20 protein-coding genes and 1 pseudogene are annotated in these 25,040 nt (G+C 43.9%); 11 read left to right on the top strand and 10 right to left on the bottom strand.

Features of this window, described 5'->3' with window-relative positions; translation table 11 throughout:
- Nucleotides 1-245: 245 nt before the first annotated feature.
- Nucleotides 246-2,036, bottom strand: coding sequence for a sigma-54-dependent Fis family transcriptional regulator (locus M4S28_RS17205; protein WP_249633316.1), 1,791 nt, complete (start codon nt 2,034-2,036; stop codon nt 246-248).
- 356 nt (nt 2,037-2,392) lie between these two features.
- On the opposite strand from M4S28_RS17205, the gene exaC reads away from it, so the two are divergent.
- A complete protein-coding gene (exaC, locus tag M4S28_RS17200) occupies nt 2,393-3,913 on the top strand; it encodes an acetaldehyde dehydrogenase ExaC (protein WP_249633315.1) in 1,521 nt (506 codons plus the stop codon).
- A gap of 143 nt (nt 3,914-4,056) precedes the next feature.
- Here exaC and M4S28_RS17195 read toward each other — a convergent pair whose 3' ends face one another.
- The 5 genes from M4S28_RS17195 to M4S28_RS17175 form a co-directional block, all read right to left on the bottom strand.
- Nucleotides 4,057-4,794 carry an NUDIX domain-containing protein gene (locus M4S28_RS17195; RefSeq protein ID WP_249633314.1) on the bottom strand — a complete coding sequence of 246 codons (738 nt, stop codon included), beginning with the start codon at nt 4,792-4,794 and terminating at the stop codon, nt 4,057-4,059.
- Nucleotides 4,795-5,030: 236 nt separating this feature from the next.
- On the bottom strand, nt 5,031-5,432 hold the full coding sequence (locus M4S28_RS17190; protein WP_102489290.1) for a hypothetical protein: 402 nt from the start codon (nt 5,430-5,432) through the stop codon (nt 5,031-5,033).
- A gap of 145 nt (nt 5,433-5,577) precedes the next feature.
- Nucleotides 5,578-5,910 carry a DMT family transporter gene (locus M4S28_RS17185; protein ID WP_009846216.1) on the bottom strand — a complete coding sequence of 111 codons (333 nt, stop codon included), beginning with the start codon at nt 5,908-5,910 and terminating at the stop codon, nt 5,578-5,580.
- A gap of 160 nt (nt 5,911-6,070) precedes the next feature.
- A complete protein-coding gene (gene fghA / locus M4S28_RS17180; protein ID WP_249633313.1) occupies nt 6,071-6,910 on the bottom strand; it encodes an S-formylglutathione hydrolase in 840 nt (279 codons plus the stop codon).
- A 321-nt stretch (nt 6,911-7,231) separates the two neighbouring features.
- Complete coding sequence (locus M4S28_RS17175) at nt 7,232-8,380, bottom strand: S-(hydroxymethyl)glutathione dehydrogenase/class III alcohol dehydrogenase (RefSeq protein ID WP_017076927.1); 1,149 nt, start codon at nt 8,378-8,380, stop codon at nt 7,232-7,234.
- Nucleotides 8,381-8,702: 322 nt separating this feature from the next.
- On the opposite strand from M4S28_RS17175, the gene M4S28_RS17170 reads away from it, so the two are divergent.
- Together M4S28_RS17170 and M4S28_RS17165 are read left to right on the top strand one after the other, a co-directional pair.
- Nucleotides 8,703-9,047 (top strand): DMT family transporter, encoded by a 345-nt coding sequence (locus tag M4S28_RS17170; protein WP_249633312.1) that lies wholly within the window; start codon nt 8,703-8,705, stop codon nt 9,045-9,047.
- A 356-nt stretch (nt 9,048-9,403) separates the two neighbouring features.
- Nucleotides 9,404-12,016 carry a tetratricopeptide repeat protein gene (locus M4S28_RS17165; protein ID WP_249633311.1) on the top strand — a complete coding sequence of 871 codons (2,613 nt, stop codon included), beginning with the start codon at nt 9,404-9,406 and terminating at the stop codon, nt 12,014-12,016.
- Between the two features lie 38 nt (nt 12,017-12,054).
- Here the strand turns inward: M4S28_RS17165 and M4S28_RS17160 are convergent.
- Nucleotides 12,055-12,334: pseudogene (locus tag M4S28_RS17160) on the bottom strand (transposase); the annotation flags it as partial.
- 137 nt (nt 12,335-12,471) lie between these two features.
- A complete protein-coding gene (mpaA, locus tag M4S28_RS17155; RefSeq protein ID WP_249633310.1) occupies nt 12,472-13,182 on the bottom strand; it encodes a murein tripeptide amidase MpaA in 711 nt (236 codons plus the stop codon).
- A 149-nt stretch (nt 13,183-13,331) separates the two neighbouring features.
- On the opposite strand from mpaA, the gene M4S28_RS17150 reads away from it, so the two are divergent.
- From M4S28_RS17150 to M4S28_RS17115, 8 genes are all read left to right on the top strand, one after another.
- Complete coding sequence (locus M4S28_RS17150) at nt 13,332-14,957, top strand: ABC transporter substrate-binding protein (protein WP_249633309.1); 1,626 nt, start codon at nt 13,332-13,334, stop codon at nt 14,955-14,957.
- 194 nt (nt 14,958-15,151) lie between these two features.
- Nucleotides 15,152-16,036, top strand: a complete 885-nt coding sequence (locus tag M4S28_RS17145; protein WP_249633308.1) for a LysR substrate-binding domain-containing protein — start codon at nt 15,152-15,154, stop codon at nt 16,034-16,036.
- 102 nt (nt 16,037-16,138) lie between these two features.
- Nucleotides 16,139-17,023, top strand: a complete 885-nt coding sequence (locus tag M4S28_RS17140) for a carbohydrate ABC transporter permease (protein ID WP_017074494.1) — start codon at nt 16,139-16,141, stop codon at nt 17,021-17,023.
- A gap of 23 nt (nt 17,024-17,046) precedes the next feature.
- Complete coding sequence (locus M4S28_RS17135; RefSeq protein WP_249633307.1) at nt 17,047-17,994, top strand: carbohydrate ABC transporter permease; 948 nt, start codon at nt 17,047-17,049, stop codon at nt 17,992-17,994.
- A gap of 6 nt (nt 17,995-18,000) precedes the next feature.
- Nucleotides 18,001-19,281 carry an extracellular solute-binding protein gene (locus M4S28_RS17130; RefSeq protein ID WP_249633306.1) on the top strand — a complete coding sequence of 427 codons (1,281 nt, stop codon included), beginning with the start codon at nt 18,001-18,003 and terminating at the stop codon, nt 19,279-19,281.
- Nucleotides 19,282-19,438: 157 nt separating this feature from the next.
- On the top strand, nt 19,439-20,947 hold the full coding sequence (locus M4S28_RS17125) for a CehA/McbA family metallohydrolase (RefSeq protein ID WP_249633305.1): 1,509 nt from the start codon (nt 19,439-19,441) through the stop codon (nt 20,945-20,947).
- Nucleotides 20,937-21,671 (top strand): HAD family hydrolase, encoded by a 735-nt coding sequence (locus tag M4S28_RS17120; protein ID WP_249633738.1) that lies wholly within the window; start codon nt 20,937-20,939, stop codon nt 21,669-21,671. Before M4S28_RS17125 ends, M4S28_RS17120 begins: the two co-directional genes overlap by 11 nt.
- Before the next feature lie 57 nt (nt 21,672-21,728).
- Nucleotides 21,729-22,865 (top strand): ABC transporter ATP-binding protein, encoded by a 1,137-nt coding sequence (locus M4S28_RS17115; RefSeq protein WP_249633304.1) that lies wholly within the window; start codon nt 21,729-21,731, stop codon nt 22,863-22,865.
- A 114-nt stretch (nt 22,866-22,979) separates the two neighbouring features.
- Here M4S28_RS17115 and M4S28_RS17110 read toward each other — a convergent pair whose 3' ends face one another.
- Both M4S28_RS17110 and M4S28_RS17105 read right to left on the bottom strand, forming a co-directional pair.
- A complete protein-coding gene (locus M4S28_RS17110) occupies nt 22,980-24,404 on the bottom strand; it encodes a PTS fructose transporter subunit IIBC (RefSeq protein ID WP_249633303.1) in 1,425 nt (474 codons plus the stop codon).
- A gap of 13 nt (nt 24,405-24,417) precedes the next feature.
- Nucleotides 24,418-24,858 (bottom strand): PTS sugar transporter subunit IIA, encoded by a 441-nt coding sequence (locus M4S28_RS17105; protein ID WP_249633302.1) that lies wholly within the window; start codon nt 24,856-24,858, stop codon nt 24,418-24,420.
- Nucleotides 24,859-25,040 lie beyond the last annotated feature (182 nt).

Raw genomic sequence — 25,040 nt, 5'->3', positions numbered from 1 at the left:
AAGGTGAGCAAATGGCCGTTAGTATTTCATTAGCTATTTGTATTCATTGATCTTTTAAATTTATTAATGATCTTTATTTGTCGGTAAATCAAGAGGTTGTAGTTTGAGGGTGTCCTGAATGTGGATTACTTATTACGTGACTTTACTCACACTTTAATTTAGTCCGAAGCACAGTATGTCCACTTATAAAGTGTGTGTTTCTACTTTGGGTGCTCAATCAGAGCATCCAAATCATTGTTCATGTTTTATTGAAGAATCCCCAAGCTTTTTAGCTTTCGATAAATGGTATTGCGGCTGATGCCGAGTATTCGAGATGTCTTGCTGATGTTGCCTTGGTTCGCTTGATACGTTTGCAACAAGGTTTCTTCAACGGTACTTCTTAAGTCGTTACTCGCTGTACCTTTGATGGCATTAGGAGTCATTAGTTGATGCTGATTATCTTGCGCTAATGACGTGAGGTGTTGAGCAAGATGGCTAGGTACATGTTCTAGCGTGAGTTGTGGTTCATCACTTGCCAATAGAGCTGCAACCTTAAGTAAGTTGTCTAATTCGCGGATGTTGCCCGGCCAAGAGTAAGCGCACAGTAAGCTCATTAAGTGCGGGCAGATTGTCTGTTCGTCTTCTGCGTATTTACTGTGAATGTGCTCGATTAAGGCGTGTTTGTCTTGTCGTTGTTGCAAGCTTGGCAGAGTAAAGGCCAAGCCATTCAGGCGGTAAAAGAGATCTTGCCTAAATTCTCCTGTCGCAACTAACTGTTCTAGGTTTTTATGAGTGGCAGCGATTATCTGACAATCGACTTGGTAGCTTTGATTTGAACCCACAGGGACCACGGATTTGTCTTGCAGAACATGCAGCAATCGACATTGAGCTTCCAATGGCATGTCGGCAATTTCATCGAGAAACAGAATTCCCTTATCCGCTTGGCGGATCTTACCTTGGAATCCTTTGTGGCTTGCGCCAGTAAAAGCGCCCGGTGCGTAGCCAAACAGCTCAGATTCGATAAGATCTTTCGGCAGCGCACCGCAATTCACCGCCACTAACGGTGACGATTTACGTTGGCTTTGCTTGTGTAACGCTTTAACAAATTCGCCTTTACCAACCCCTGTTTCTCCTAAGATTAACAGGCTAATCCCTTTGTCGATTACCTTGTTGGCTTGCTGCCAAGCATGTTCAATTTGTTGTTCGCCATGGTGTAGGTCACACGATGCCGAGAGTGAACGAGTACGTTTGATAGTAGTTCGTTTGAGGTGCTGTTTTTCAAATACAAAGGGCGTGTCTAATGAGGTTCGATTGAAGAGGGTGTCAATGCATTCGCCGACGATCGAGGTTTGATCCAGCAGTTGAGAAGCAACTTGATTGTGCGCCACTACCTCACCAGCTTCATTGGCTATCACTATCCCTTGCCAACCACTGTGCAGTAGTGATTTCTCACATGCGAGGTCAATACGAGTGGTGCCTTGTGGGATGTGATTCAGAAGCTGATTTTCAACAAGTTGAACCATATTTTGAACCAGCAATTGGACGGAACTGTCGTGTTGTTGCTGCTCACTAGTAATGTCTAACACCCCAACCATTTGGCCTTGGTGATCAAACACCGGGCTTGCTGAACAACTGATAAAGCGATGCTGGTGGATGAAGTGTTGTTCGCCAATGATCGATACTGGCTTGGCTTCAACAATCGCGGTGCCAATCGCGTTGGTGCCTTTAAGTTGTTCCTGCCAACACGCTCCTGAGCTGAGTGCAATTGATGTCAGCTTTTCCTTAAATCGTTCCTGTCCCCAACTTGCCAGAATGACGCCCTCAATATCGGTCAAAATCAAACGACTGTCGGTGCGTGCAAACATCTGATTAAACAGAGGTAGAGCATTACGTTCGACTATTTGAATTAAGCTTGAAGATTGGTGACGTCGCTGTTTAAGAATCGATTGTGGCAGGCGAATGTCTTCGGGAAGTCGTCTCTGTTTTAGGCCCGCTTCTGTGCTGCGGTGCCAAGAGGATGAAAGCCAATCTGAGGTGTTTGCTTGTTGAAGGTGCATGACTGTTCCATGTCGTAACAGTGAGGGTGTACCAATTTGGAACAGTTGAACATTGGAGTGGTTTCCATACGTCCGTTCAATGCCAACTCACTTTGGGTTGTAAACGTTTGGTAATCATAGTTTTACAATTTATTAACAACAAGTTTTGAAGTTCTGGCGTGTGATTTGCGTTGTTACTGTTGTGAAGAAAACACGAAGTATCAGTGTTTTAAACAGAAAGTATAAACATGGTGGCTCCTCTTTTTACGAGCTTTCTTCTCACGTGATCTCTTCTCAAGGGAAGCCGCCATGTTAGCTCGACAACATAAGCTCAACAACGAATGAACAACGACTAAAAATTAAAGAAGGATCTAACTATGATTTATGCACAGCCGGGTAGTGATAACGCAGTGGTTAACTTTAAAGCGCAATACGATAATTTTATCGGTGGCGAGTGGGTGAAGCCTGTTAGTGGCGAGTATTTTGATAACATTTCCCCAGTGAATGGTCTGGTGTATTGCCAAGTGGCACGTTCAACCGAAGCGGATATTAGCTTGGCACTTGATGCGGCGCACGCTGCTCGTGCAAGTTGGGCTTCGACCAGTGTGACTGAACGTTCGAACATCCTGCTTAAAATTGCTGACCGCATTGAAGCGAACCTTGAAGAAATCGCGGTCGCTGAGACGTGGGAAAACGGCAAGCCTGTGCGAGAAACCTTAGCGGCAGATATTCCTTTGGTTGTCGATCACTTCCGTTATTTCGCGGGTTGTATCCGAGCGCAAGAAGGCAGCGCAGCAGAGCTAGATTCAAACACCGCAAGTTACCACTTCCCTGAACCGATTGGTGTCGTAGGGCAGATCATTCCTTGGAACTTTCCGATCTTAATGGCGGCTTGGAAATTGGCACCTGCACTGGCTGCGGGCTGTTGTGTGGTGATGAAGCCAGCCGAGCAAACACCAACATCGATCTTGGTGATGATGGAGAAGATCTCCGATCTTCTGCCTGCAGGCGTGGTCAACATCGTGAATGGTTTTGGTAGCGAAGCAGGCCAAGCATTAGCAACTAGCGATCGTTTGGCTAAGTTGGCGTTTACTGGCTCAACTGAAGTTGGACATCATATTCTGAAATGTGCGGCTGAAAGCTTGATTCCATCAACGGTTGAGCTTGGCGGTAAGTCTCCAAATATCTACTTCCCAGACATCTTTAACCATGAAGACGAATACCTTGATAAGTGTGTCGAAGGCATGCTGCTTGCGTTCTTCAACCAAGGTGAAGTGTGTACCTGTCCATCACGTGTGCTGATCCATGAATCGGTATACGATAAGTTTATCGCCAAAGTGGTCGAGCGTGCTCAAACTATTAAACAAGGTAACCCGTTAGACACTGATACTCAGGTTGGCGCACAAGCTTCAAAAGAGCAGTTTGATAAGATCTTGAGCTACCTAGAAATCGGTCGTCAAGAAGGTGCGAAAGTGCTGACTGGTGGTGAGATTGCGCAGCAACCGGATGATCTCGGCAACGGTTACTACATTCAACCAACCATGTTGGAAGGGCACAACAAGATGCGTGTATTCCAAGAAGAGATCTTCGGCCCAGTTATCGCGGTGACGACGTTTAAAGACGAAGCGGAAGCGTTAGAGATCGCTAACGATACCGAGTATGGCTTGGGTGCAGGCGTATGGACGCGTGATGCAAACCTAGCGTATCGCATGGGTCGTAACATTGAAGCGGGGCGTATTTGGGTGAACTGTTACCACGCTTACCCAGCTCATGCCGCGTTTGGTGGTTACAAAAAATCGGGCATTGGCCGTGAGACACACAAGATGATGCTCGATCACTACCAAAACACTAAGAATCTATTGATCAGCTACGATACTAATCCGTTAGGCTTCTTCTAATACAGGTTCGTTCTCAAAGTATGAGAATGAATCATGGGTACAAAGGATAACTAACAACGCAGTTGGCTTAATTAAGAAAAACAAAAGCTAGAGACCAAAACGCCCAACTCATTTGAGTTGGGCGTTTTTATGTCTGAATCGTTTTAGCTTTTCGAAAAGAAGATCTCTGGCTTGTGGACAGGGCCATAGTTGCCTTCTAGCTGAGTAAGCTCTAATCCTTGCTTTCCGATAAGAGAACCGACCAATTGGCGGTTAAACGGGTAGCTGTCAGGGTTGTTAATATACTCTTCAACATCTATCCATTTAGCTTCTGCAATTTCATCAGTGTCTTGAATCGCGATATCTTGAGTTTGAGCGATAAGGTGACAAATAAAGTAGAGGTTTGATTTGCCAAACTGATACGGGTGTCTTGTCGCCATGCCAACCACCGAAACGAATGTGGCTTCGATACCGGTTTCTTCCAAGGTTTCTCGAACAACCGATTCCTCAATACCTTCACCCAACTCAATATGGCCGCCAGGTAACTTGTAGCCAGTCATACCGTGCTCTTTAATCATCAGTACTTGGTTGTGTTCGTTGGTGATCAACGCGCCAGCACCCAAGGTGTGGGTAGGGATGAAAGGCACAAACTCTACAATCTCGGATTTGTGGATCAGCGTAATTTCGTCTTCTAGACAGTTGTGAAACACAAAGCCAAGCTCAGTCGCCACCGGAATAAGTTGCGAGAGTGAAATAGGTAAACTAATCCAAATGATGCCTTTGTTATTTTGTTTTGAAAATTCGGTGATTTCACTAAGTTCGGCATGAAATGCATCAGCGTCTTGAGGTGCTGTCGCTGGGTCGATGATGATGCCGTTAAATTTGTCGAGCGTAAATTCCACGAGTGATCCTTTATTATTTTTGATTTATTGGGAGTCGAGCATAGGTGCAGCTTATCTTATCTCAAGAGCTTATAAAACCTGCTCTGCTTGTAGCATTTTTAAGAGCACGGCAGTGGTGGGTAAAAAGTGAGGGAGAGTATAAAGCGGGCGGCTTGAAACAAAAATTACGCTAGAAACAAAAACTGCGCTTGGAAGCCAAAGCGCAGTTTTAAAATAGGGTTTATTTGGATTCGACTCTAACGAATATAGTTTGCATCAACACTTACGTACCAGTGCTGAAGCTTGCCGTCAGATTTTTTGATCCACAAATCGTTGGTGTAGCTATCAATCTTGCCGTTAACCGTAAGGTTGAATGTGTTCTCGTCGAATTCGCCAAGCTTCACGAACTGGTCCGTGGTAATCAGGAACGGTTCCATGTCGTCTACGCCAACTACATCTGAAATCACATAGTAGTGGTAAGTCAGTGGCTTGCTCGCATCATTCGGATTGCTTCGGTACGCCACAAGCTTGAATGGTTCCGTTAATGGAACGTCGAGCGTTTGCTTGTCCATGGTCGCTGGAATCGGGATAAACAGCCAAGCGGTAAACAGACCGCTCAATAAAACCATCAGGAAGAAAAGAGTCTTAATTGCTTTCATAGCAACCTTCAAAATAGGTGATGTTGAAGGCGCTATGGTAACAGGTTTGATTTGCTGATTGTAAGAGTATGAATAAGTGAACGCGACACCTGTCTGTTAGGAAATTTGAACGAATTGATACACTGTTCATAAGTCACTATCTACACTAGTGCGAGTGACCTTGCGACAGGTTGATCATCACAACACCAGCCGCAACGAATAACATGCCGATCCACACCATGGTATCGAGGTGCTGGCGGTAAACAAACGTAGAAATCAGGCTCACGGTTACGATAGCTAAACCTGCCCACAAAGAGTGAACCACACCAACTGGCATCCCTTTCATAGCTTGGCTCAAAAATAGAAATGCCGCCAAGTGTCCTGAAATCACCAATAAAGCAGGGATAGGTTTAGACAAGCTGAAGCCGTCGGTTGCTTTAAGTGCTACGTGAGAAAGTGCTTCCGCCATCACGCCCATCATTAAGAAAAACCAGCTCATAGTCGTACCTTTTAGTTGTATTGTTTTTGTTGGTATAGCGGGGTGCTTGAAAGTGTGAATCGTTGTTGCTGCTATTAAGTAACAGCGGGCTTGCCCAAACAGCAGGCACAAAAAAGCCCACACCTCACGCTTTTGCAAGGTGTGGGCTAAATCGGTGTGACTACTTGTTTAGGTAAGCAGCGTGGAACTCAATATGCTCATCAATAAAGCTAGAGATGAAGAAGTAGCTATGGTCGTAACCTGGCTGCATACGTAGCTCTAAATCGGCATTGGTTACCTTAGCCGCTTCGACTAATTGCTCAGGTTTAAGCTGCTCAATTAGGAAGTTGTCCGCTTCGCCTTGGTCAACCAACATTGGTAGCTTAGTGCCTTTGGTTTTTAGAAGCTCAGAGGCATCGTAGTGTTTCCACTCTTCAATATCTAAGCCTAGATATTGGTTGAATGCTTTTTGTCCCCAAGGGCATTGCATTGGGTTGGTGATTGGGCTGAATGCCGAGATAGAACGGTAGCTATCTTCGTTTTTAATACCAATCGTTAGGGCACCGTGTCCGCCCATGCTGTGACCTGAAATGGATTTCACAGACGTTACTGGGAAGAACGATTCAATCAAAGCTGGGAGCTCTGTTACCACGTAATCGTACATGTGGTAATGGCTGTCCCATGGTGCTTGAGTGGCATTCACATAGAAGCCTGCACCTTGGCCGAGATCGTAGCTTTTATTGTCGGCAACGCCTTCGCCACGTGGGCTTGTGTCTGGTGCAACAATCGCAATGCCTTGCTCAGCCGCAGCTTTGAATGCGCCGGCTTTTTGCATGAAATTTTCATCGGTACAGGTTAAGCCTGATAACCAATACAAAACAGGAACTGGGTTTTCTTTGCTTGCATTTGGCGGCAAGAAAATCGCAAAACGCATGTTGCAGTCAAGCGTTGCAGAAAAGTGGGTGTATTGTTTGTGCCAACCACCAGCAACCTTTGCTTGGCTAATGTTTTCGATTGTCATCTATTGTGCTCCGTTAGGTTGATGGTTTTGGGGAATAACTTGTCTATGTCATTTTTAAGTTTCACCACCCACCGGGCAGGAGGTGGTGAAGACAGTTTCGCTCTGATGTTTAAGTCAGAACTGTGGTCTCGACACCTAAGTATCGAGGCCAAGGGGAGTTATATCAATCACAGTAAGTAGATGGTCATAAATAGCGCAGGAAAAATGCTTGAGAACAAGGCATAAATTTTCGATAAGTAGTTATTCTACAATCAAAATTTCTAACGCCGTTATCGAGTGTTTTAACAAGCTAGAATGACCAGTTATTTACTACGATTGGTATTATTTATCCATGTGTAGAACAGTACGGATAGATTCACCTTTGTGCATTAGGTCGAATGCTTCGTTTACGTCTTGCAGACCCATAGTGTGAGTGATGAACTCTTGAAGACCAAACTCACCCGCCATGTAGCGGTTAACGATTTCTGGAAGCTCAGAGCGGCCTTTAACACCACCGAAAGCAGAACCACGCCATACACGACCAGTCACTAGTTGGAATGGACGAGTTGCGATCTCTTGACCTGCACCCGCAACACCAATGATTACTGATTCGCCCCAACCTTTGTGGCAGCACTCAAGTGCTTGACGCATCACGTTTACGTTACCGATACACTCGAACGAGTACTCAACACCGCCGTCTGTCATCTCAACGATAACGTCTTGGATTGGCTTGTCGAATTTAGTTGGGTTGATGCAATCAGTCGCGCCAAGCTGTTTTGCTAGCTCGAATTTGCTCTCGTTGATATCAACACCGATGATGCGGTTAGCACCAGCCATGCGAGCACCAATGATTGCAGAAAGACCGATACCGCCTAGGCCGAATACAGCAACGTTGTCGCCTTTTTCAACTTTAGCTGTGTTCAATACAGCGCCCATACCCGTAGTTACACCACAACCTAGAAGACAAACTTCTTCAAGTGGTGCTTCTTTGCTTACTTTCGCTAGAGAGATCTCTGGAAGTACTGTGTACTCAGAGAAAGTAGAACAACCCATGTAATGGAAAATTGTTTCGCCATTGATAGAGAAGCGGCTTGTACCGTCTGGCATTAGGCCTTTACCTTGCGTTTCACGAACGGCTTGGCATAGGTTAGTTTTACCAGATTTACAGAACTTACATTCGCCACATTCAGCTGTGTAAAGTGGAATAACGTGGTCGCCAATCTCAACACTTGTAACGCCTTCGCCGATCATCTCAACGATACCGCCACCTTCGTGACCAAGAATTGAAGGGAAGATACCTTCTGGATCGTCACCTGATAATGTGAATGCGTCAGTGTGACAAACACCAGTAGCAACGATGCGAACTAGAACCTCGCCAGCTTTAGGAAGTTGTACATCAACTTCTTCCATTTTTAGTGGCTCGCCAGCTGCCCATGCAACCATTGCTTTTGATTTGATATGCGTTTGACCAGGTTTAATTTCGATTGTCATTGGATGTTTCCTATATATGTCAGTACAGCGGATAACTGTGCAATTAAATTCAACCCGTTAAGCGTAGTTGAGCTTAATTGTTTCCGCTCTCTCGTTTTGTTGGAGCCAGTATAGGTGTGAGTACATGTTTTGATAATCCCCCCAAATAGAAAATGATTATTACGTATTTGTAATAATGGATGTATTCAGAAGGGTTCTGAAAGGAGGGTTGATTACTCAGAAAATCTAAGGACACAGTAAACAGGAACTATGTAGGTAAGACATTTATTAGAAACAAATGGGACGTAAGCTTTCCGCCTATTTTCTCGTTGTAGACTCAAACATGCTTTTATCTCTCCCACCTCCAGTGATGCTATCACTTGCCATCGTGCTTGAAGTTGTCGCGACTTCTCTATTACCTAAAACGCAACAGTTTACTTCTTTACCCGCGACTGCCGCAGTGCTAGTCGGTTATGGCTGTGCCTTTTATCTGTTGTCTCTCACGGTGCAAACCATGTCTTTGGGTGTGGCGTATGCGATTTGGTGTGGGGCAGGGATAGTGCTAGTCGCAGCTCTGTCTTGGCTGGTCTACGGGCAAAAACTCGATATCTTCGCGATCATCGGGATCACTTTGATTTTGGTGGGCGTCGTGATTATTAACTTGTTTTCGACGTCGGTGAGTCATTAGGGTCTCGGGCTCGTTTTTGCGCTATTCTGGCTTAGATTTTTAACTCAATTGGTAACGCGAACATTATTGTGAGCGAAGTTAAGATCCCGCCTAAATTAGGTTAGTCATAATGCTAAGGTGCTTTCGTCTCCAAAGCGCCTGATGAACCTATAAATATGTGATAACCACGACACACCTCATTTTTTTTTGCTATGTTGACGCCAGTCTTTTATCTCTTAACATGGTAGTATGTATTTATTATATCAACGAAAGCATTACTTTATAGTAATGTAACTAAAAGATTATACTCGTGTGTTCAGTAAAATAAACTTAAAGCTAAATAAAAATGGCACACCCAGGCATCATTTAGGACCAAAATGGAAAAATACATCTTCCCCATTATTAAAGATGAAATTCAGTTTGAAAATTTCGCAAGAGATTTTTTAGAATTAATATATATAGGCTTTAAGTTTCAATTATATGGAAAAAAAGGCCAATCACAGTCAGGCTTGGATGGTTGTAGTATTGAAGGGAATATATATTTTCAATCAAAGCATAAAAGTAAGAGTGATCTGAAAGATAAAGTACTTCTAGATGAGTTAAATTTCGAGTTAAATAAAGCAAAACCTAAAATTAAAGAATTGTCCCAAAATAAAAAATCTAGATACATATTTTTCACGACACATAGACGTTCTACCTTAATCCAAGATGAAGCAAAGAAAATATCAACAGAAGATATTTCTGTTGAGTATTGGGGATGGCAAACTATAGAGTCACATTTAAACAATGTCTATAAAATAGAAAACTTTGAATTCTTTTTAAAATATTACCCTGAACTAGCAAGTAATCTTAACAGCAATATTATCCCAAGACAGTTAAGTATGAAATCAGTTAACAGATTAGAAGGATTTATTGGTAGGGAAACAGAGCTAAAATCCATTGATGATAGGTTAAAAATTACAAAGTCCCTTTTAATGAGTGGCATTGCGGGTATTGGAAAGTCTTCTGTTGTAAACCAATATCTAGTAAAAATGGAAAGTGAATATAGCTACTATGGAATATTTGAAGGAATTTCTAGCTTCACTTCTGATTTAAAGCACACTTTAAACTTATCTTCTGAAAGTAACAATGACTTATTAAAGGAATCAATTACTAAGCTTAGGACTTTGAAAGGGAATAAGCTGTTAATAATTGATGATATTTCAAATGTTGATAAACAGTTTGAAACTATTGATTTATTGATGTCATTAAATAATTATGGGTTCACTATACTTTTTACATCAAGAGAAATAACCAATAAAATTGAGTGTTTTGAATTAAACACGATGAATGTAGATGATGCAAAAAATCTATTTAACTCCATTTACAAAGTGGAGGATAAAATATTAGAAGAAATTTTAGTCTACCTAGATAATCATACTTTCTTTATAGAGAAAACTGCTAGAACGTTAAAGTCAAAAAGCTCACTAACCCCCGAAGATATAAGAGGTTACTTTCTCAATGGGAGATTCGCAAAAGTAAAAATGAGTAGAAAAGAAAGTTTCGAAAATTTTTTAGATGAACTATTTACAATTGATGATTTGGATGATGAAGAAATCTTAATTTTAAAACAAATAACTATATTTCCGTCCTCTTTCATATCTATTTCAGACCTGGCATTTATTTTGCAAAGAAAAGATGATGCAGATTTCGAAGACCTATTAAACTACTTGTCGGATAAGGGGTGGTTGTCAAAATATAAAGATAACAATCATCAGGGGTATAAATTACATCAAATAAATAAAGAGTATTTTTTCGCATTCCATAGACCCAACTCAATAGATTTAGAAATCCCTATAAAAGTTTACAGCCTAATTCTTAGGGAAAGTGACGATGTTTACAATGGTTTGTTGTATAAAAGCCGATTAATACATTTAGAAGCGCTATATAGAACGTTAAAAACATTAGAAATTAAAAATATAGAAACTTTTGTTTTATTAAATAAGATCGCTAGTGTGTGTTCTAAATTAGGAAGGTTTAATCTTTCATTTGAAATTTTAACTATGACAAGCAATATATATGAAATAATAAATGATATCGATGAGGTTTATTTATTTCCATTCCATACTCTATTTGGTGAGCTATATAGGAGGAAAGGAGACCATAAAAACTCACTTGATCATTATGAACTGGCATGTTCACTTGCTGAAAAAAGTAATAGTGCACCTCCTCGAGTGTTAGCTGGTGCGTTGTCTAATTTAGGTCATGCCTATAATACTTTTGGCGATACAAATAAATCTTTGAAGAGCTTTAAAAAAGCACAAGAACTGCTGATATCAGAAGATGGTAATCTTGATTTAAGTCATATTTATAAGGGTATTGCAGAAACTTATCAAATTTCAGAAAATTATAAAAAGGCACTGAGTAATTTTAAGAAAGCATTATTATTAAGGAAAAAATTTCTTAAAATTGACGACCCTCTAATCGCAGGAAGTTATAATGATTTGGCGTTTATCTATGTATTGATGGATCAGAATAAGAAAGCATTACCTTTATACATTAAAGCAATGGAGGGGTATGAGGCAACCTTGGGCGATAAGCATAATGACACTGCTTGCGTATACAATAATTTAGGCGAATTATATAGAAAGATTAAACAATATAAAAAAGCATACCCTTTAATAAAAAAAGCAATGGAGATAAGGGAATTAGAACAAAAAACAAACCCTATAGATGTCGCATTTTCATATAACACAATGGGTGTGTATTACATCGATTTAAGTAAATACGATCAAGCACAGGAGTATTTAACTAAGTCGCTAAATATTCTGAATTCATCATTCGGCCAACATCATGAACATACAATGCAAATCAAAGAAAACCTTGAATACTTATACTCACGAATGGGTCATAAATCAAACTTAGCTACTAATCATATAAAAATAGGAAGAAATAGTCTTTGTTCTTGTGGAAGCGAAAAAAAATATAAGAGATGTTGTGGTAAAAGCTAATATTCGAAGAATAGATGAATATTTCGGTTCTTCTCCACTTACATGAGCTTGAACTCTGGGTAAAAGGTTGAATGAGCGTAAGGAACAGATGTTTGTCTTATCTTCAATTTAAAGTAATCCGTATCTCTCCCCTCGGGCTCTACGTCTGAGTAAGCCAATAGATACATTCCCTACTTCAACTCGAGCGTTGGTCAGTTTGTATTTTGCGCAGTAGCAGATAACCATTTTTCTTTTTAGCAGTGCGTTTGCATAGTTACATAACGACAGAATTCTGGCTGATATGGTAAGGCGGCTCCATGCTTCAACAGCTTTAATCATACGGCTCGTCCAATATAGACCTGTACCAGATAGACAGGACACTTTGTTAAGCGATTTGGACTTTCCATACTTGTAATTATTGACTATTTTCTAATTTAGCAAAAACGCAACTCGGAATTGTCCAAAAGCGTGTTTGTCTAACCAATCTCCTCACACCCCAACACTGCCACAAACGCATCTAAATACTGTTCGATAGTCAAATCCGCAGAAACGGGCGGTAGTTCTACGGTAATACACAGTAGGTTTCTTTCTTGGCACCAAGTGCCGAATGAGCCTGGGGTTTCGTAATCGACGTCTTCGACAAGTGGTAGGTTGAACTGTTTACCCAGCCAAATGGCGAGTTCTGATTGGGTTGGGTCGTCGACCATAGCGAGTGGTTCGTGGAAAGAGATGACGAATTTAGGTTGGCGCTGTTCGATGAGGTTGATGAGCGACTGCACTTCAGGTTCAAGTTGGTTGGCTTGTCCCGTTTTTACTTTTACATCTCTGACTGGGGTGTGAGAACTCCAGCGATAGACGGTGCCGTTTTCTGTCCAGTTTTTAGTCGGGAAGGCGCGGTTCAAATCGACTTGGTTAGCGTTGGCGCGAGTGCCCAGTTGATTGCCATCTGGGTTCATCGACAGGATCACATCGTGTCGTAAGTTGGCGGCAGGTAAACTTCTTAGGGCGCAAGACAAACCTGCGATAGATGCGGTTTCATCGCCGTGTGTGCCTGCTAAAATCAGTCCGCGAGATTCACTTTCTATTTGCGCGGGGAAATAGAGCAAAGGCGCACCCAACCCCGATTTTCCATATGACAGCGGCTTTATCGAAAACGCAGCTCTTTCCGTTCTTGGAATTAAACTCACCTTAATCTCCTGATTGATCAAGTAGTATCAAAGTGTCACTACTATTTAGATGACCTCTATTAAATAAACCATAGAGTCAAAACTCGTCAACCGTCGCATTGTTAATTTTATTACTTTGCTTCAAAGATAGGCTAGGAGAGCAAAAAAACATGGATTTTAAGAAACATTCAACGGCTTTATTCATTTCATCTCTATTGACCCCTTTTATATCAGTAACTGCCGTTGCTGAAACATTGCCTGCCGGAACTTCTCTGGCGAAAGAGCAACACTTGGTGCGTGCCAATGATGCAGAAGCTGCGACACTCGATCCTGCGAAGGCAGAAGGCTTGCCTGAAATGCACATTCTACGCGACCTATTTGAAGGTTTAGTGATCCAAGATCGCGATGGCAATATCACCCCAGGTGTTGCGGAATCTTGGGAAACCGAAGACAACCAGACGTTTGTATTCCACCTGCGTAAAGATGCTAAATGGTCGAATGGAGATCCAGTGACGGCCGATGATTTCGTGTATGCGATAAGACGAGCGGTTGACCCGAAACTGGCTTCGCCGAATGTTTGGTATCTTAAACTTACTCAAATCAGCAATATTGCTGACGTGGCGGAAGGTAAGAAGCCCGTTGAAGAGTTAGGTATCTCTGCTGTCGATAAACACACGGTGAAGTTCGAGCTTGATAGTAAAGTGCCTTACTTTGTGGCGATGACAGGCCACACCTCAATGATGCCAGTTCACAAGACAACGCTAGAAAACAGCGACAAGCCGTGGAGCGATCCTAAGCAATTTGTGGGGAATGGTGCTTTTGTTTTAGACGAGTGGGTGGTTAACGAACGGATTGAACTGAAGAAGAATCCTAACTATTGGGACAGTTCAGATACGAACCTAACTCAAGTGACTTACATTCCGTTTGAGAACCAAAATTCCTCGATTAACCGTTATGCGGTGGGCGAGGTTGATATCACGTCTGACGTACCAACACACATGGCGCAACAGCTTAAAATCAAATACCAAGACGCTTATACCGCCGTCCCTCTGCTGTGTACTTACTACTACGCATTCAATACTATACGTCCTCCATTTGATGACGCGCGAGTGCGTAAAGCGGTGTCGTATTCCATGATGCGTGATGTGATCACCAATGGTGTAACTCAGGTGGGTAACTTGCCGGCTTATACCTTTGCTCATGAATACACAGCAGGCTTTGATGCGACTCAGCCTGAATACAGCACATGGACACAAAAAGAGCGGGACCAAAAGGCGAAAGAGCTGTTGAAAGAAGCGGGCTACGATGCGTCTAACCCATTGGACTTCAAATTGCTCTACAACACCAGCGAGTCGAACAAGTCGATTGCAGTGGCCATCGCTTCAATGCTCAAAGGCAACCTAGGCGCGCAAGTTGAACTTGAAAACCAAGAGTGGAAGTCTTACCTAGTATCACGTCGTCAAGGTGACTTCGATGTGATGCGCGCTTCTTGGTGTGGCGATTACAATGAAGCGTCGACCTTCTTGAGCCTATTGCGCTCTGAGTCATCGGGTAATTTTGCTCGTTACAACAACGACAAGTACGACTCAGCGATGGATAGCGCATTAGCCGCAACCAATGAGCAAGATCGCCAAGGTTTCTATGATCAAGCCGAGCAGTTACTGGCTGAAGATATGCCTATCGCGCCAATCTATTACTACATGCAGGCTCGCCTAGTGCGACCAAATGTCGGTGGCTTTGCGAAGAACAACGTTGAAGGGCGTATCTATTCTAAGGATCTTTATATCAAAGAATAGATAAGCTTGATGCGAGCTCTGATATGACGAAGCGAAGGCATTGAGTATAAAAATAGAAATAAGAAATAGAAGAAAAGGGACGTTGATCATAAATATCTGATCAATGTCCCTTCGTCGTTAATCTGTAACTAGAACCGCAAAAAACTGAAACCTGATTGAAGTATTTTTCACTTTTATTTCAATCAGGTGAAGCCATGTTACCCCCTCTACGCGCCCTTGTTGCGTTCGAAGCTGTTGCTCGTCTTGGTTCCATTGGCGCGGCTGCCCGAGAGCTTTGTGTCACGCAAGCGGCGGTTAGCCAACAGCTCAAAAGTTTAGAAACCTTCCTCGATACCACCTTGTTTGAACGCAGCTCTAAAGGCGCAAAGCTGACGTCAGCTGCTCAGCATTATCAACCGATTGTGGCAGGTTCACTTGCTCACCTTAAATTGCAGACTCAGATCTTGTTCGGTGAAAAAGAAACCGACGTGTTGAGCCTGCGCGTAAACCACACCTTTTGTCATAACTGGCTGTTACCTCGACTGCCAGCCTTCTATAAGAAATACCCTTTTATCAGGCTCGATATTCAGCTGGTGGACTGGCCATCAACTAACCCTTGCCAGAATGTCGATATCGAACTGACTAACGGCAAGGTCGAAAGCGAAGACACCCATTGCGAGCGACTGTTTCAAGAACATTGGCAGTTGGTGTGTAGCCCTCAATTCAAAGCCGATCATCAAGAATTACTCAGCAAGCCCGACTTCGCTGCTTTGCCGACGGTTCAGGTGAAAGGCTACCGAGAGAACTGGTTGCAATGGCTCAGTCATAACCAATTCGAGATGACTTTACCGAAAGTTCTGCTTGAAGTGAGTAACTCTTTGCATGCCTTAGAGGCGGTCAAACATGGCATTGGAATGTTGCTGGTGCGTTCGCTTGCAGTGTCTGAATTGCTCAGGAAAGAAAACCTTGTATTAGCAAGTGAATCCTTGATGCCTGCTGAATCTGCCCACTATCTCATTACCAAACACAGTCGCAGCGCGAAGGTGAATTTCTTCTGTGATTGGCTCTATCACCAGATGGAAGATGGTGAACTGGAGTAAACATTTTCTTATGGATAGCCATAAAAAAAATGAAGGGCGCTCTTACTAACCTGTCATAAAAAACACTTAGTTTAACTGCATACAAATAAGGACGAGGTCACCATGAGTGCTTTCTCACAACCAATGAAAAACCGCTTAAAGGTACTGCTATTTACTGCACCGTTGTTGGTGCCACTGTTTACTTTTTGGCTCGTACCATTTGGTTATTCAATTTACATCAGCTTCACCGATTGGGATTACATCTCGCCAGATTATTCGTTCATCGGTTTAGAAAATTACGAGTACATGGTTGAGGACTACGAGTTTATTCAAGCAGTGCTCAACACGTTTTGGTTCTCGGTTGGTGTGGTGATTCCCACCATCATTCTTGGGCTTGTGTTTGCCATGTTGTTACACAAAAACTTCAAGGGCAGCCAGTTTTATCGTGCGGTGATCTTCTCACCTTGGATTACACCAACCGTCGCGGTGTCGATTGTTTGGTCTTGGGTTTTTGAAACTAAATCGGGCTTGGCAAACCACTTATTGGAGTCGGCAGGGTTTAGCGCGATTCCATGGCTAGAAAACGGAAACACAGCCTTGATTGCGGTGATTATCGTGACGGTTTGGCAGGCGATTGGTTGGACGATGCTGTTTTACATCAGTGCACTCAACAAGATTCCGGAGTCACTGTATGAGGCCTCTTTGATTGATGGTTGCAGCAGCTTAACGCGATTTTTGAAGATAACGTTGCCGCTGATTTCCCCAACTACATTCTTCTTGGTGGTGGTCAACATTATTACAGCAATGCAGGCGTTCGATCAGTTCCAGATCTTAACGCAAGGCGGCCCAGGCGGAGAGACTCGTACCTTGTTGTACTTGTTCTACCAACAAGCATTTGAGCGTTACGAAATGGGACCTGCAGCCGCAACATCGTTAGTGATATTCCTGATTACTGGATTGTTGGCACTTATTAATACCTACATTGGCAAGCGCTGGGTGTACTACTAGTCGATTTTTGAAAGGACAGAATTATGACCACGCAAGTATTGGATGCCAACCAAGTCTTAAATCAAAGAACTGCTGAATCTAAAGTCACAGTCCAAATGAAAGTGACCAAATCAAAGATTGCGTCAAAGAGAAGCTCAGTGGATCGCCGTTCGTTTATCGCACTGGCTAAGCACCTGTTCTTGGCAACCTGCGGAACCATTATGGTGTTCCCGTTCTTATGGATGTTGTCTGGTTCTCTGAAAACCAATGATGAAATTTTTGCTAGTCCGCTGAACTTGATTCCAGAGCAGTTTCGTTGGGAAACGTTTGTCGAAACCTTTCACAGCGCGCCGTTTGGTTTGTACATCTTCAACAGTTTTAGCGTGGCTTTGTTTACTACGCTGTTGGTGATTGTGAACTCGGCGATGTTTGCTTATGCACTCACGCAGTTGAAGTTTCGCTCGAAGACAGTGCTCTATTTCATCGTGATGGGCTGTTACATGCTGCCGGGCGCAGTGACGTACATTCCGTCTTATATCACCTTGGCAAAACTGGGCTTGTTGGATTCACACATGGGATTGGTGGCGTCGAACGCGGCATCAGTTTTCGGAGTGTTTTATCTACGCCAAGTGTTTATCAAGGTGCATCCGTCGCTGATTGAAGCGGCAAGAATTGATGGTGCAGGTGAGCTCAAAATCTTATGGGCAATCATCTTACCGCAATGCCGAGCAGCAGTCGCAACACTGTTCCTCATCACTTTTATTACCAATTACAACAGCTACATGTGGCCTAGCTTGGTTATCACCACTCAGGATCTTAACCTGATTGCGACCGGGATTCGTCACTACTTTATTGCCGAAGGTAACTATGGATTGAACTGGTCGCAAATTATGGCGGCGAGCACCATTGCAGTCTTACCTTTGTTAATTCTATTCGTCATTTGTCAAAAGACGATTCTTTCAGGTATCGCCGATAACGGCGTAAAAGAGTAAACGGAAATGAAATTAAAAACTCTCGCACTAGTGTGTGCTGGCGCAGCAAGCGCGTCTATGTTCTCTAGCAGTGTTCTTGCCGCAACCGAAGTTAACTTCTGGTATTCCGGTGGTACTAAGCCACAGCAAATGATGACTAAGCTCATCGAAGAGTTCAACGCAAGCCAAGATGAGTATGTGGTGAAGCCAGCATTACAAGGTAACTACACGGAAACCTACCAGAAGCTACAAGCTGGCTTGGCGTCGAAAACAGCGCCTGAACTTGTGTTGTTAGATTCAGGTCGTGCGGAAGCGATGCACGGACGTGGTTTGAGCCGCGACCTAACGGCTTTCATGGATGAAGAGTTTAACTTCTCTGATTTCATTGGCGCGTTTAAAGATCAAGTGACCGCAGACGATGGCACCATCATCGGCTTGCCTGCTTACGGCACAACCCAAGTGTTTTACTACAACAAGCAAGTATTGGCAGATAACGGCTTTACCGAGCAAGACTTAAACACATGGCAAGGCGTGGCTAAGGTCGCTGAAAAAGTCACACAGCGTGATGAGAAAGGCAAAGTGACGTTTTATGGCTGGGAGCCGATGTGGGGCCAAGACAACATGATTGACGCGGCTTTCTCTAACGGCGCGAAGATCATCAGTGATGACGGCAAAACAGTGCTAATTGATTCTGCTGAATGGATTGAGGTGTGGGACAGCTTCCGTAAATGGATCCACGATGATCAAATCATGCGTATTCATTACGGTGGTCAAGGTTGGGAATACTGGTACAAAACCATTGATGACGTGATGAAAGACAACGCACTTGGTTACACCGGTTCATCGGGCGACCAAGGCGACTTGGACTTCACTAAGCTTTCAGCAACCACACAACCAGGTTGGGGATCAAACCCTTCTGCGCCACAAGCGGGTGCGCTGGTTTACGTGATGCCAAAAGGCACAGATGAAGCGGCAGCGAAAGGCGCATTTGAATTTGTTGAGTTCTATACCAATGCGAAGAACACCGCAGCATGGTCAATGTTTACGGGTTACATCCCAGTACGTAACAGTGTTTCTGAAGTACCAGAATACCAAGCGTTCACTAAAGACAACCCACAAGCTCTGATTCCTTTGAAGCAAGCAAACACGGCGACCAAAGACTTCCTAGACCCTACTAACGGTAAGATCATGGATGCGTTGAAAGTGGCCGCGGATCAGATTCAAATCCAAAATGTGCCTGCTGACAAAGCGCTAAAACAAGCGGCTAAAAAAGCACAACGCGCACTAGACCGAGCTAATCGTTCTTAATCAGTAAACGCTCGTGATTAAAATTTGTCGCTAGCTATGAGCTTCTAGTTCCTAGTTATAAATAGCGAACAACGAACGATGAACTAACAAAGGCCCATCTTTTCGGGTGGGCCTCTTTTGACCCAGTCCTTCAATTAGGACGAATTTGGTGAAGACAATGACCCAATTTCAAGGTGAGCTGCCGTTTGGCAGAGTACGTATCCCTTTCGATGTGCCAGCAGGTTATCACTGCGTAACCATTACTGGTACAACGGTTAAAAAAGGATTCTTGTACGCGGCGGCATACGATGCCAACCAAGCGTTTCGTGGCAAGGTGTTGTTTGAAAAGGCGCACAAGTCACTCACTATTCAACAGCAAGACTCAGGGCTAGGCGCGATTGATGGTGCCATTCCATCGGGCGAGTGGTTCTTAGAACTTTATAACCTTGAAGGTGAGTTTCGAACCGAACGTGCGATGCAGTATCAAGTCGATGTGCTTTGCACTGATGAGTTAGTTAATCATTTTAATGAGCTAGGTACTGACGGAATTGAGAGTGAGCTAGAACTGAACCCAACAGTCACAATGGATCACGATATCGAGTTTGATTACAGCCACATGCTGAGCTCTGATTCTCGCTGGTATCGTGGTGATTTACACGCTCACACTCAGCTTTCTGATGGTCACAATACCTTAGCTGCGGCTAAAGATATTGTGGAATCACAAGGGCTCGATTTCTTCTTTTTCACTGAGCACAACATTTGTCAGCCTAAGTTGCCTGTATCAAACCAATGTTTGTTCTTACCTGCGTTAGAAGTGACGACCGATCTCGGGCACTTCAATGTGCATGGCCCGGTTAAGTCTTTGGATCTCAGAAACGTTGAACACAGCAGTCAAGCAACCATGGAAGCCGGATTGTGCTTAGCTAGAAGTGGACACAATGGCGGACACAGTTCCCTTGGCATTAATCACCCGATGATGAAGCCGTGGCATTGGCATTACGATCAAGTGGATCTCAGCCAAGTTTCGACGTTTGAAGTGTGTTGTGACCCAACTTGGTCGACCTCACCGAAAGCGACCGAAGAGGCGTTACTGGTTCTCAATGAAATGTGGAATTGTGGCCAGCGCATTACGGCGATTGGCGGCAGCGATTCACACCTTGAGCCGCATGAGCGTAATCCTAAATCGGATGAGCCTTCAATCTATGGCGACCCATCAACCTTCGTTTACAGCCATGGTTTGAGTGGCAAAGGCATCTTGTCTGGTCTGCGTAACGGACAAGTGTATTTAGAGCGTCGTTGCGGCTTGAAGTTTGATATCAATTTGGGTGACTTGTTTCCGGGTAACGACTCTCAAGGGCAGGCGCTTAGTTATCGTGTCGCAGTCACTGATTCAGAAAACCCTTACTACGCGGAGTGCGTGGTTGATGGCGAGATTGTCGATAGAATCGCTTTGAGTGATGAGCTCCAAAGTATCCATATTGAGAAAGGGTACCGTTGGTGTCGAGTCGATATTCGTCGTGGGGAGCTTTCTTCAGCATTAATGAACACTACTCAACCTTCATCTAACGAGCATGAATTTGAAGGCTGCATCAATGCCGTATTTGACGGTAAACAACCAGAATTTAACCAACCCTTAGTGCGTACTTGGGGAGAACTAATGGAGCGAATGAGCCGTGATGAAGTTTAAGGCGATGTTATTTGATAAAGACGGCACATTGTTAGAGTTCCACAAGATGTGGCTTAACGTTTCTCGTGGTGCTTGTGAGCGTGTGAAACCTTATAGTGACCAGCATCAAGGTAATCAAAATGTCACACCTGCTGAGTTACTCTTGGCCATCGGCGTGGAAGGTGATGTGGTTGATAACTATGGACTATTAGCCTCAAACCCAGTGGAAGATACCGCGACAGCGTGGTTCAACATGCTGCAGCCTAATGTCTCGCTTGCTGAGTTCACCAAGGTAACGAAAGCGGCGTTCAATGACGAAGTCGAAGAGAATCCAAGCTGGATTGAAGCCCTACCGGGTGTGACTGAAAAACTCGGTTTGTTCAAGCAGCAAGGCATGATTTTAGGCATCGCAACCGCAGATACCAAAGACTCAACCATCTACACGCTAGAGCAATCGGGTTTGAGCGATATGTTTGATTATGTCGGTTACTCCGATGGCGATATCGAGCCTAAACCAGCGCCAGCACTGCTCAATGCCTTCTGTGAACAGTGTGGCATCGAGCCTCATGAAGTGATCATGTTTGGTGACACGGTTTCAGATATGGAGTTTGGCCGTAATGCAGGCGCAAGCAATGTAGGCGTGCTTACAGGCACGGCGCAACACAGCGAGTTAGAACCAGTGGCAGATTTGGTTATCGCATCAGTTGCCCATTTTGAGCTCAACCAACTGCAAGAACGTGGCTAAAGAGTTTCACGACAGATTACAAAGATAGTATTTAACGAATTGATTTAAGGACAGGTTATGGCTGAAGTCACACTGAGAGGGGTAGAGAAAACCTACCCAAATGGTTTTAAGGCCGTGCACGGCGTCGATCTGAATATTCGCGAAGGCGAGTTCATGGTGTTTGTTGGGCCGTCTGGCTGCGCAAAATCCACCACGCTTCGTATGATCGCAGGCCTTGAAGATATCTCAGAAGGTGATGTCTACATTGGCGATAAGCGTGTGAATGAGCTGCCACCTAAAGATCGTGGCATCTCCATGGTGTTTCAGAACTACGCGCTTTATCCGCATATGTCGGTGTACGAAAACATGGCTTTTGGCCTTAAGCAGCAGAAGCTGCCAAAGCATGAAATCAATGAGCGAATTGAAGATGCAGCCAAGACTCTCGATATCGAACATCTGCTGAACAACAAGCCAGGTGAAATGTCCGGCGGTCAAAGGCAGCGTGTGGCTCTAGGTCGTGCCATGGTACGTAAGCCGGATGTATTTCTGTTTGATGAGCCGTTGTCTAACTTAGACGCAAAGCTACGTGTGTCGACTCGTGTCAGCATTGCGCAGCTGCACAACAACCTAAAACAAGAAGGGCAGAATGCCACCATGATCTACGTAACACACGATCAGGTGGAAGCGATGACCCTTGGCGATCGTATTTGTGTATTGAATCAAGGTGAGATCATGCAGGTCGATACGCCAATGAATCTTTATCAGTACCCAGCAAATAAGTTTGTCGCGGGCTTTATTGGTTCGCCTGCGATGAATCTTATCAAGGTGAGAGTCGACGAGATTGACGGCGTAATGAACGTGGTATCGGAAAGTGGCGCACGTTGGACGCTACCACAAGACAAGCAAGCTATCGCTCAAGAGAAGATCGGTGAATGGTTGTGGTTTGGCGTTCGTCCTGAGCACATTCAGCTGGCTAATCATGATGCGCCGTTGTCGGAGGTGAATACCCAAACGCACAAGCTTGATGTGGTCGAGTCGATGGGTAACGAGCTGTATCTCTACTTTAAACTCGGTGCTGACAAGCTGGTGGCACGAGTGCCTTTCGATGCAGATCGCACAGCAAACAGTGGTGAAGAAACGGTGCTGCATTTCAACACAAGCCAATGTCACCTGTTCGATTTAGAAACCGAAGAGACGTTCGATCCTAAGAGTTGATTTTGTTGCTCCTACGAGTTGTTCTATGAAAAGAAATCCCCATTCGCTGACAAAACGAATGGGGATTTTAGTTACTAGGGGGTAGTAATTTTATCTTCTAACTTGTTTCAGGTTTTAGATAGCGACCATAGTCGCGGCTTTCTTCATCGCTTCTTTAGTCGAGCATTCAATCACGTTCGCGTTAGCAAAGCGGTGAGCGTCTTTCACTTGAATATCGTGAGCCAAGATAACCAGCCTTGCGTTAGCCACATCTAGGTCGCTGATGCGGTTCTGAATACCGTTTTGACCTTGTGTTTCTACCTTAATCTTAAGGCCTGCTGCTAAACCTGCTTTCTCTAGTGCTTTTGCGGCCATGAAGGTGTGTGCAACACCAGAAGGACAACATGTTACTGCTACGATGTCGTACTCGCCTTCGCCTGCTACTGGAGCCGCTTGAGCTTGTACTGGTGCTTCAATCATGTCTTCTTCGGTTTCAACCGCTACAGGTTTCCAGAAGCCAACGATAACGGCTGTGGTTAGTGAGCCAAGTGCAATACCGACGACGTACATTGGAATGTTGCTTGATACTGGTGCAGTAATTAAGCCGCCCCACGGTGCGTGCAGTAGAACGTCTGTCATGAAGCCGAACACACAACCAACGATACCGCCGGCAACGATTGAAGGAAGTACGCGCATTGGGTCATTTGCTGCGAATGGGATAGCACCCTCAGAGATACCGATAGAACCCATGATTGCTGCTGCTTTACCTGCTTCTTGCTCTTGTTTAGAGAACTTGTTTTTGAATAGGAAAGTCGCCAATGCCATACCTAGAGGTGGTGTACAAATCGCGATGCCTACGCCGCCCATTAGCCACGGTTGTGTGTCTACTTGAGTTTGAGCAAATAGGGTTGCTACTTTGTTGATAGGGCCGCCCATATCAAACGCTGTCATACCACCAAGGATTGTGCCTAGAACCATCTTAGATGCGCCTGCCATTGAAGCTAGGAACTCGTTCATAGAAGACATGAACAGTTTGATTGGCTCACCGATGCCCCACAAAACGATACCTGCAGAGATTAACGTGCCTAGAAGCGGGTAGATGAAGTAAGCACCCAGCGCTGTCATGTTTGCAGAAAGCGGGATCTTCTTAAGTTGGAACACCACGCCACCTGCGATGAAGCCTGCCACGATACAGCCAAGGAAGCCGCCGCCCATATCAGCCATGATGCCAGAAGAGATCATCGCTGGCGCTAGCGCCGGTTTGTCTGCAATTGAGTAACCAATAAAGCCGCCAAGAATGATTGGGAAAAGAACAAGGCCTTTGATACCGATATTAGAGATGTCTGCCAGCAAGCCGTCTGCTGGAACTGCACCTTTGCCTGATGCCATGACAGCTAAAGCCAGCAGAACACCACCGGCTACGATGAAAGGTAGCATGTGTGATGTACCAAAAAGCAGGTGACCTTTCATAGTACTGAGGATTTTTTTATAGTCGCTACTACTATTCTTATTATTAGAATTGCTACTGGTATTCGTAGCTTGATTTGCTAGGGTGCTCATAATTTTCTACGCCTTATGAATTAATTAAAATATTAAGGATCTGTTGTTCGTCTTTTGCGTTATGGATATCTTGAATAAATTCATCGCTGAATTTTCCAAATAGTTCTTGTAGTACATAAATATGATGGTCAGCACCGTTATCTGGTGATGCAATCATAAAAAATACGGTTGGATTGATGCCGTCTTCATCGCCATACTCGATACCTTCACGCTTAACACCGACAGCAATTGCGGGTTCAGTGACTGCATTGCTTTTTGAGTGTGGGTAAGCAATGCCGTCCATTGAGGTAATGCTTTGAGATTCACGAACTTCGATGTCTGCCAAGAAGGCTTCTTTACTGCTGATTCGCTTGTTCTCAAATAACATGCCTGCCAATTCTTCAAACAATTCTTTTTTATTTTTCGCTTGAAGGTTGTTATTAATTAAGTTGACGTTAGTTAGCTGTGTGATCATTTATTAACTCATTCACTATTGAAGTTCTTGAATTAAAATTAATGGATTAACCCGATTCTCGAAATAGCAAATAAAAGCCCTTCACTGCATATTTGTACCAAGCAAAATTAAGTGTGATTTGCATCATTAATGCAGTGTGATACGGGTCATACTTAATGGCGTTTTGATTATGTTTTTGATAC

Origin of the sequence: Vibrio sp. J383, from assembly GCF_023503985.1 — a bacterium.
GTDB classification, from domain to species: domain Bacteria; phylum Pseudomonadota; class Gammaproteobacteria; order Enterobacterales; family Vibrionaceae; genus Vibrio; species Vibrio splendidus.
This window is presented reverse-complemented; position numbering and strand designations above follow the sequence as displayed.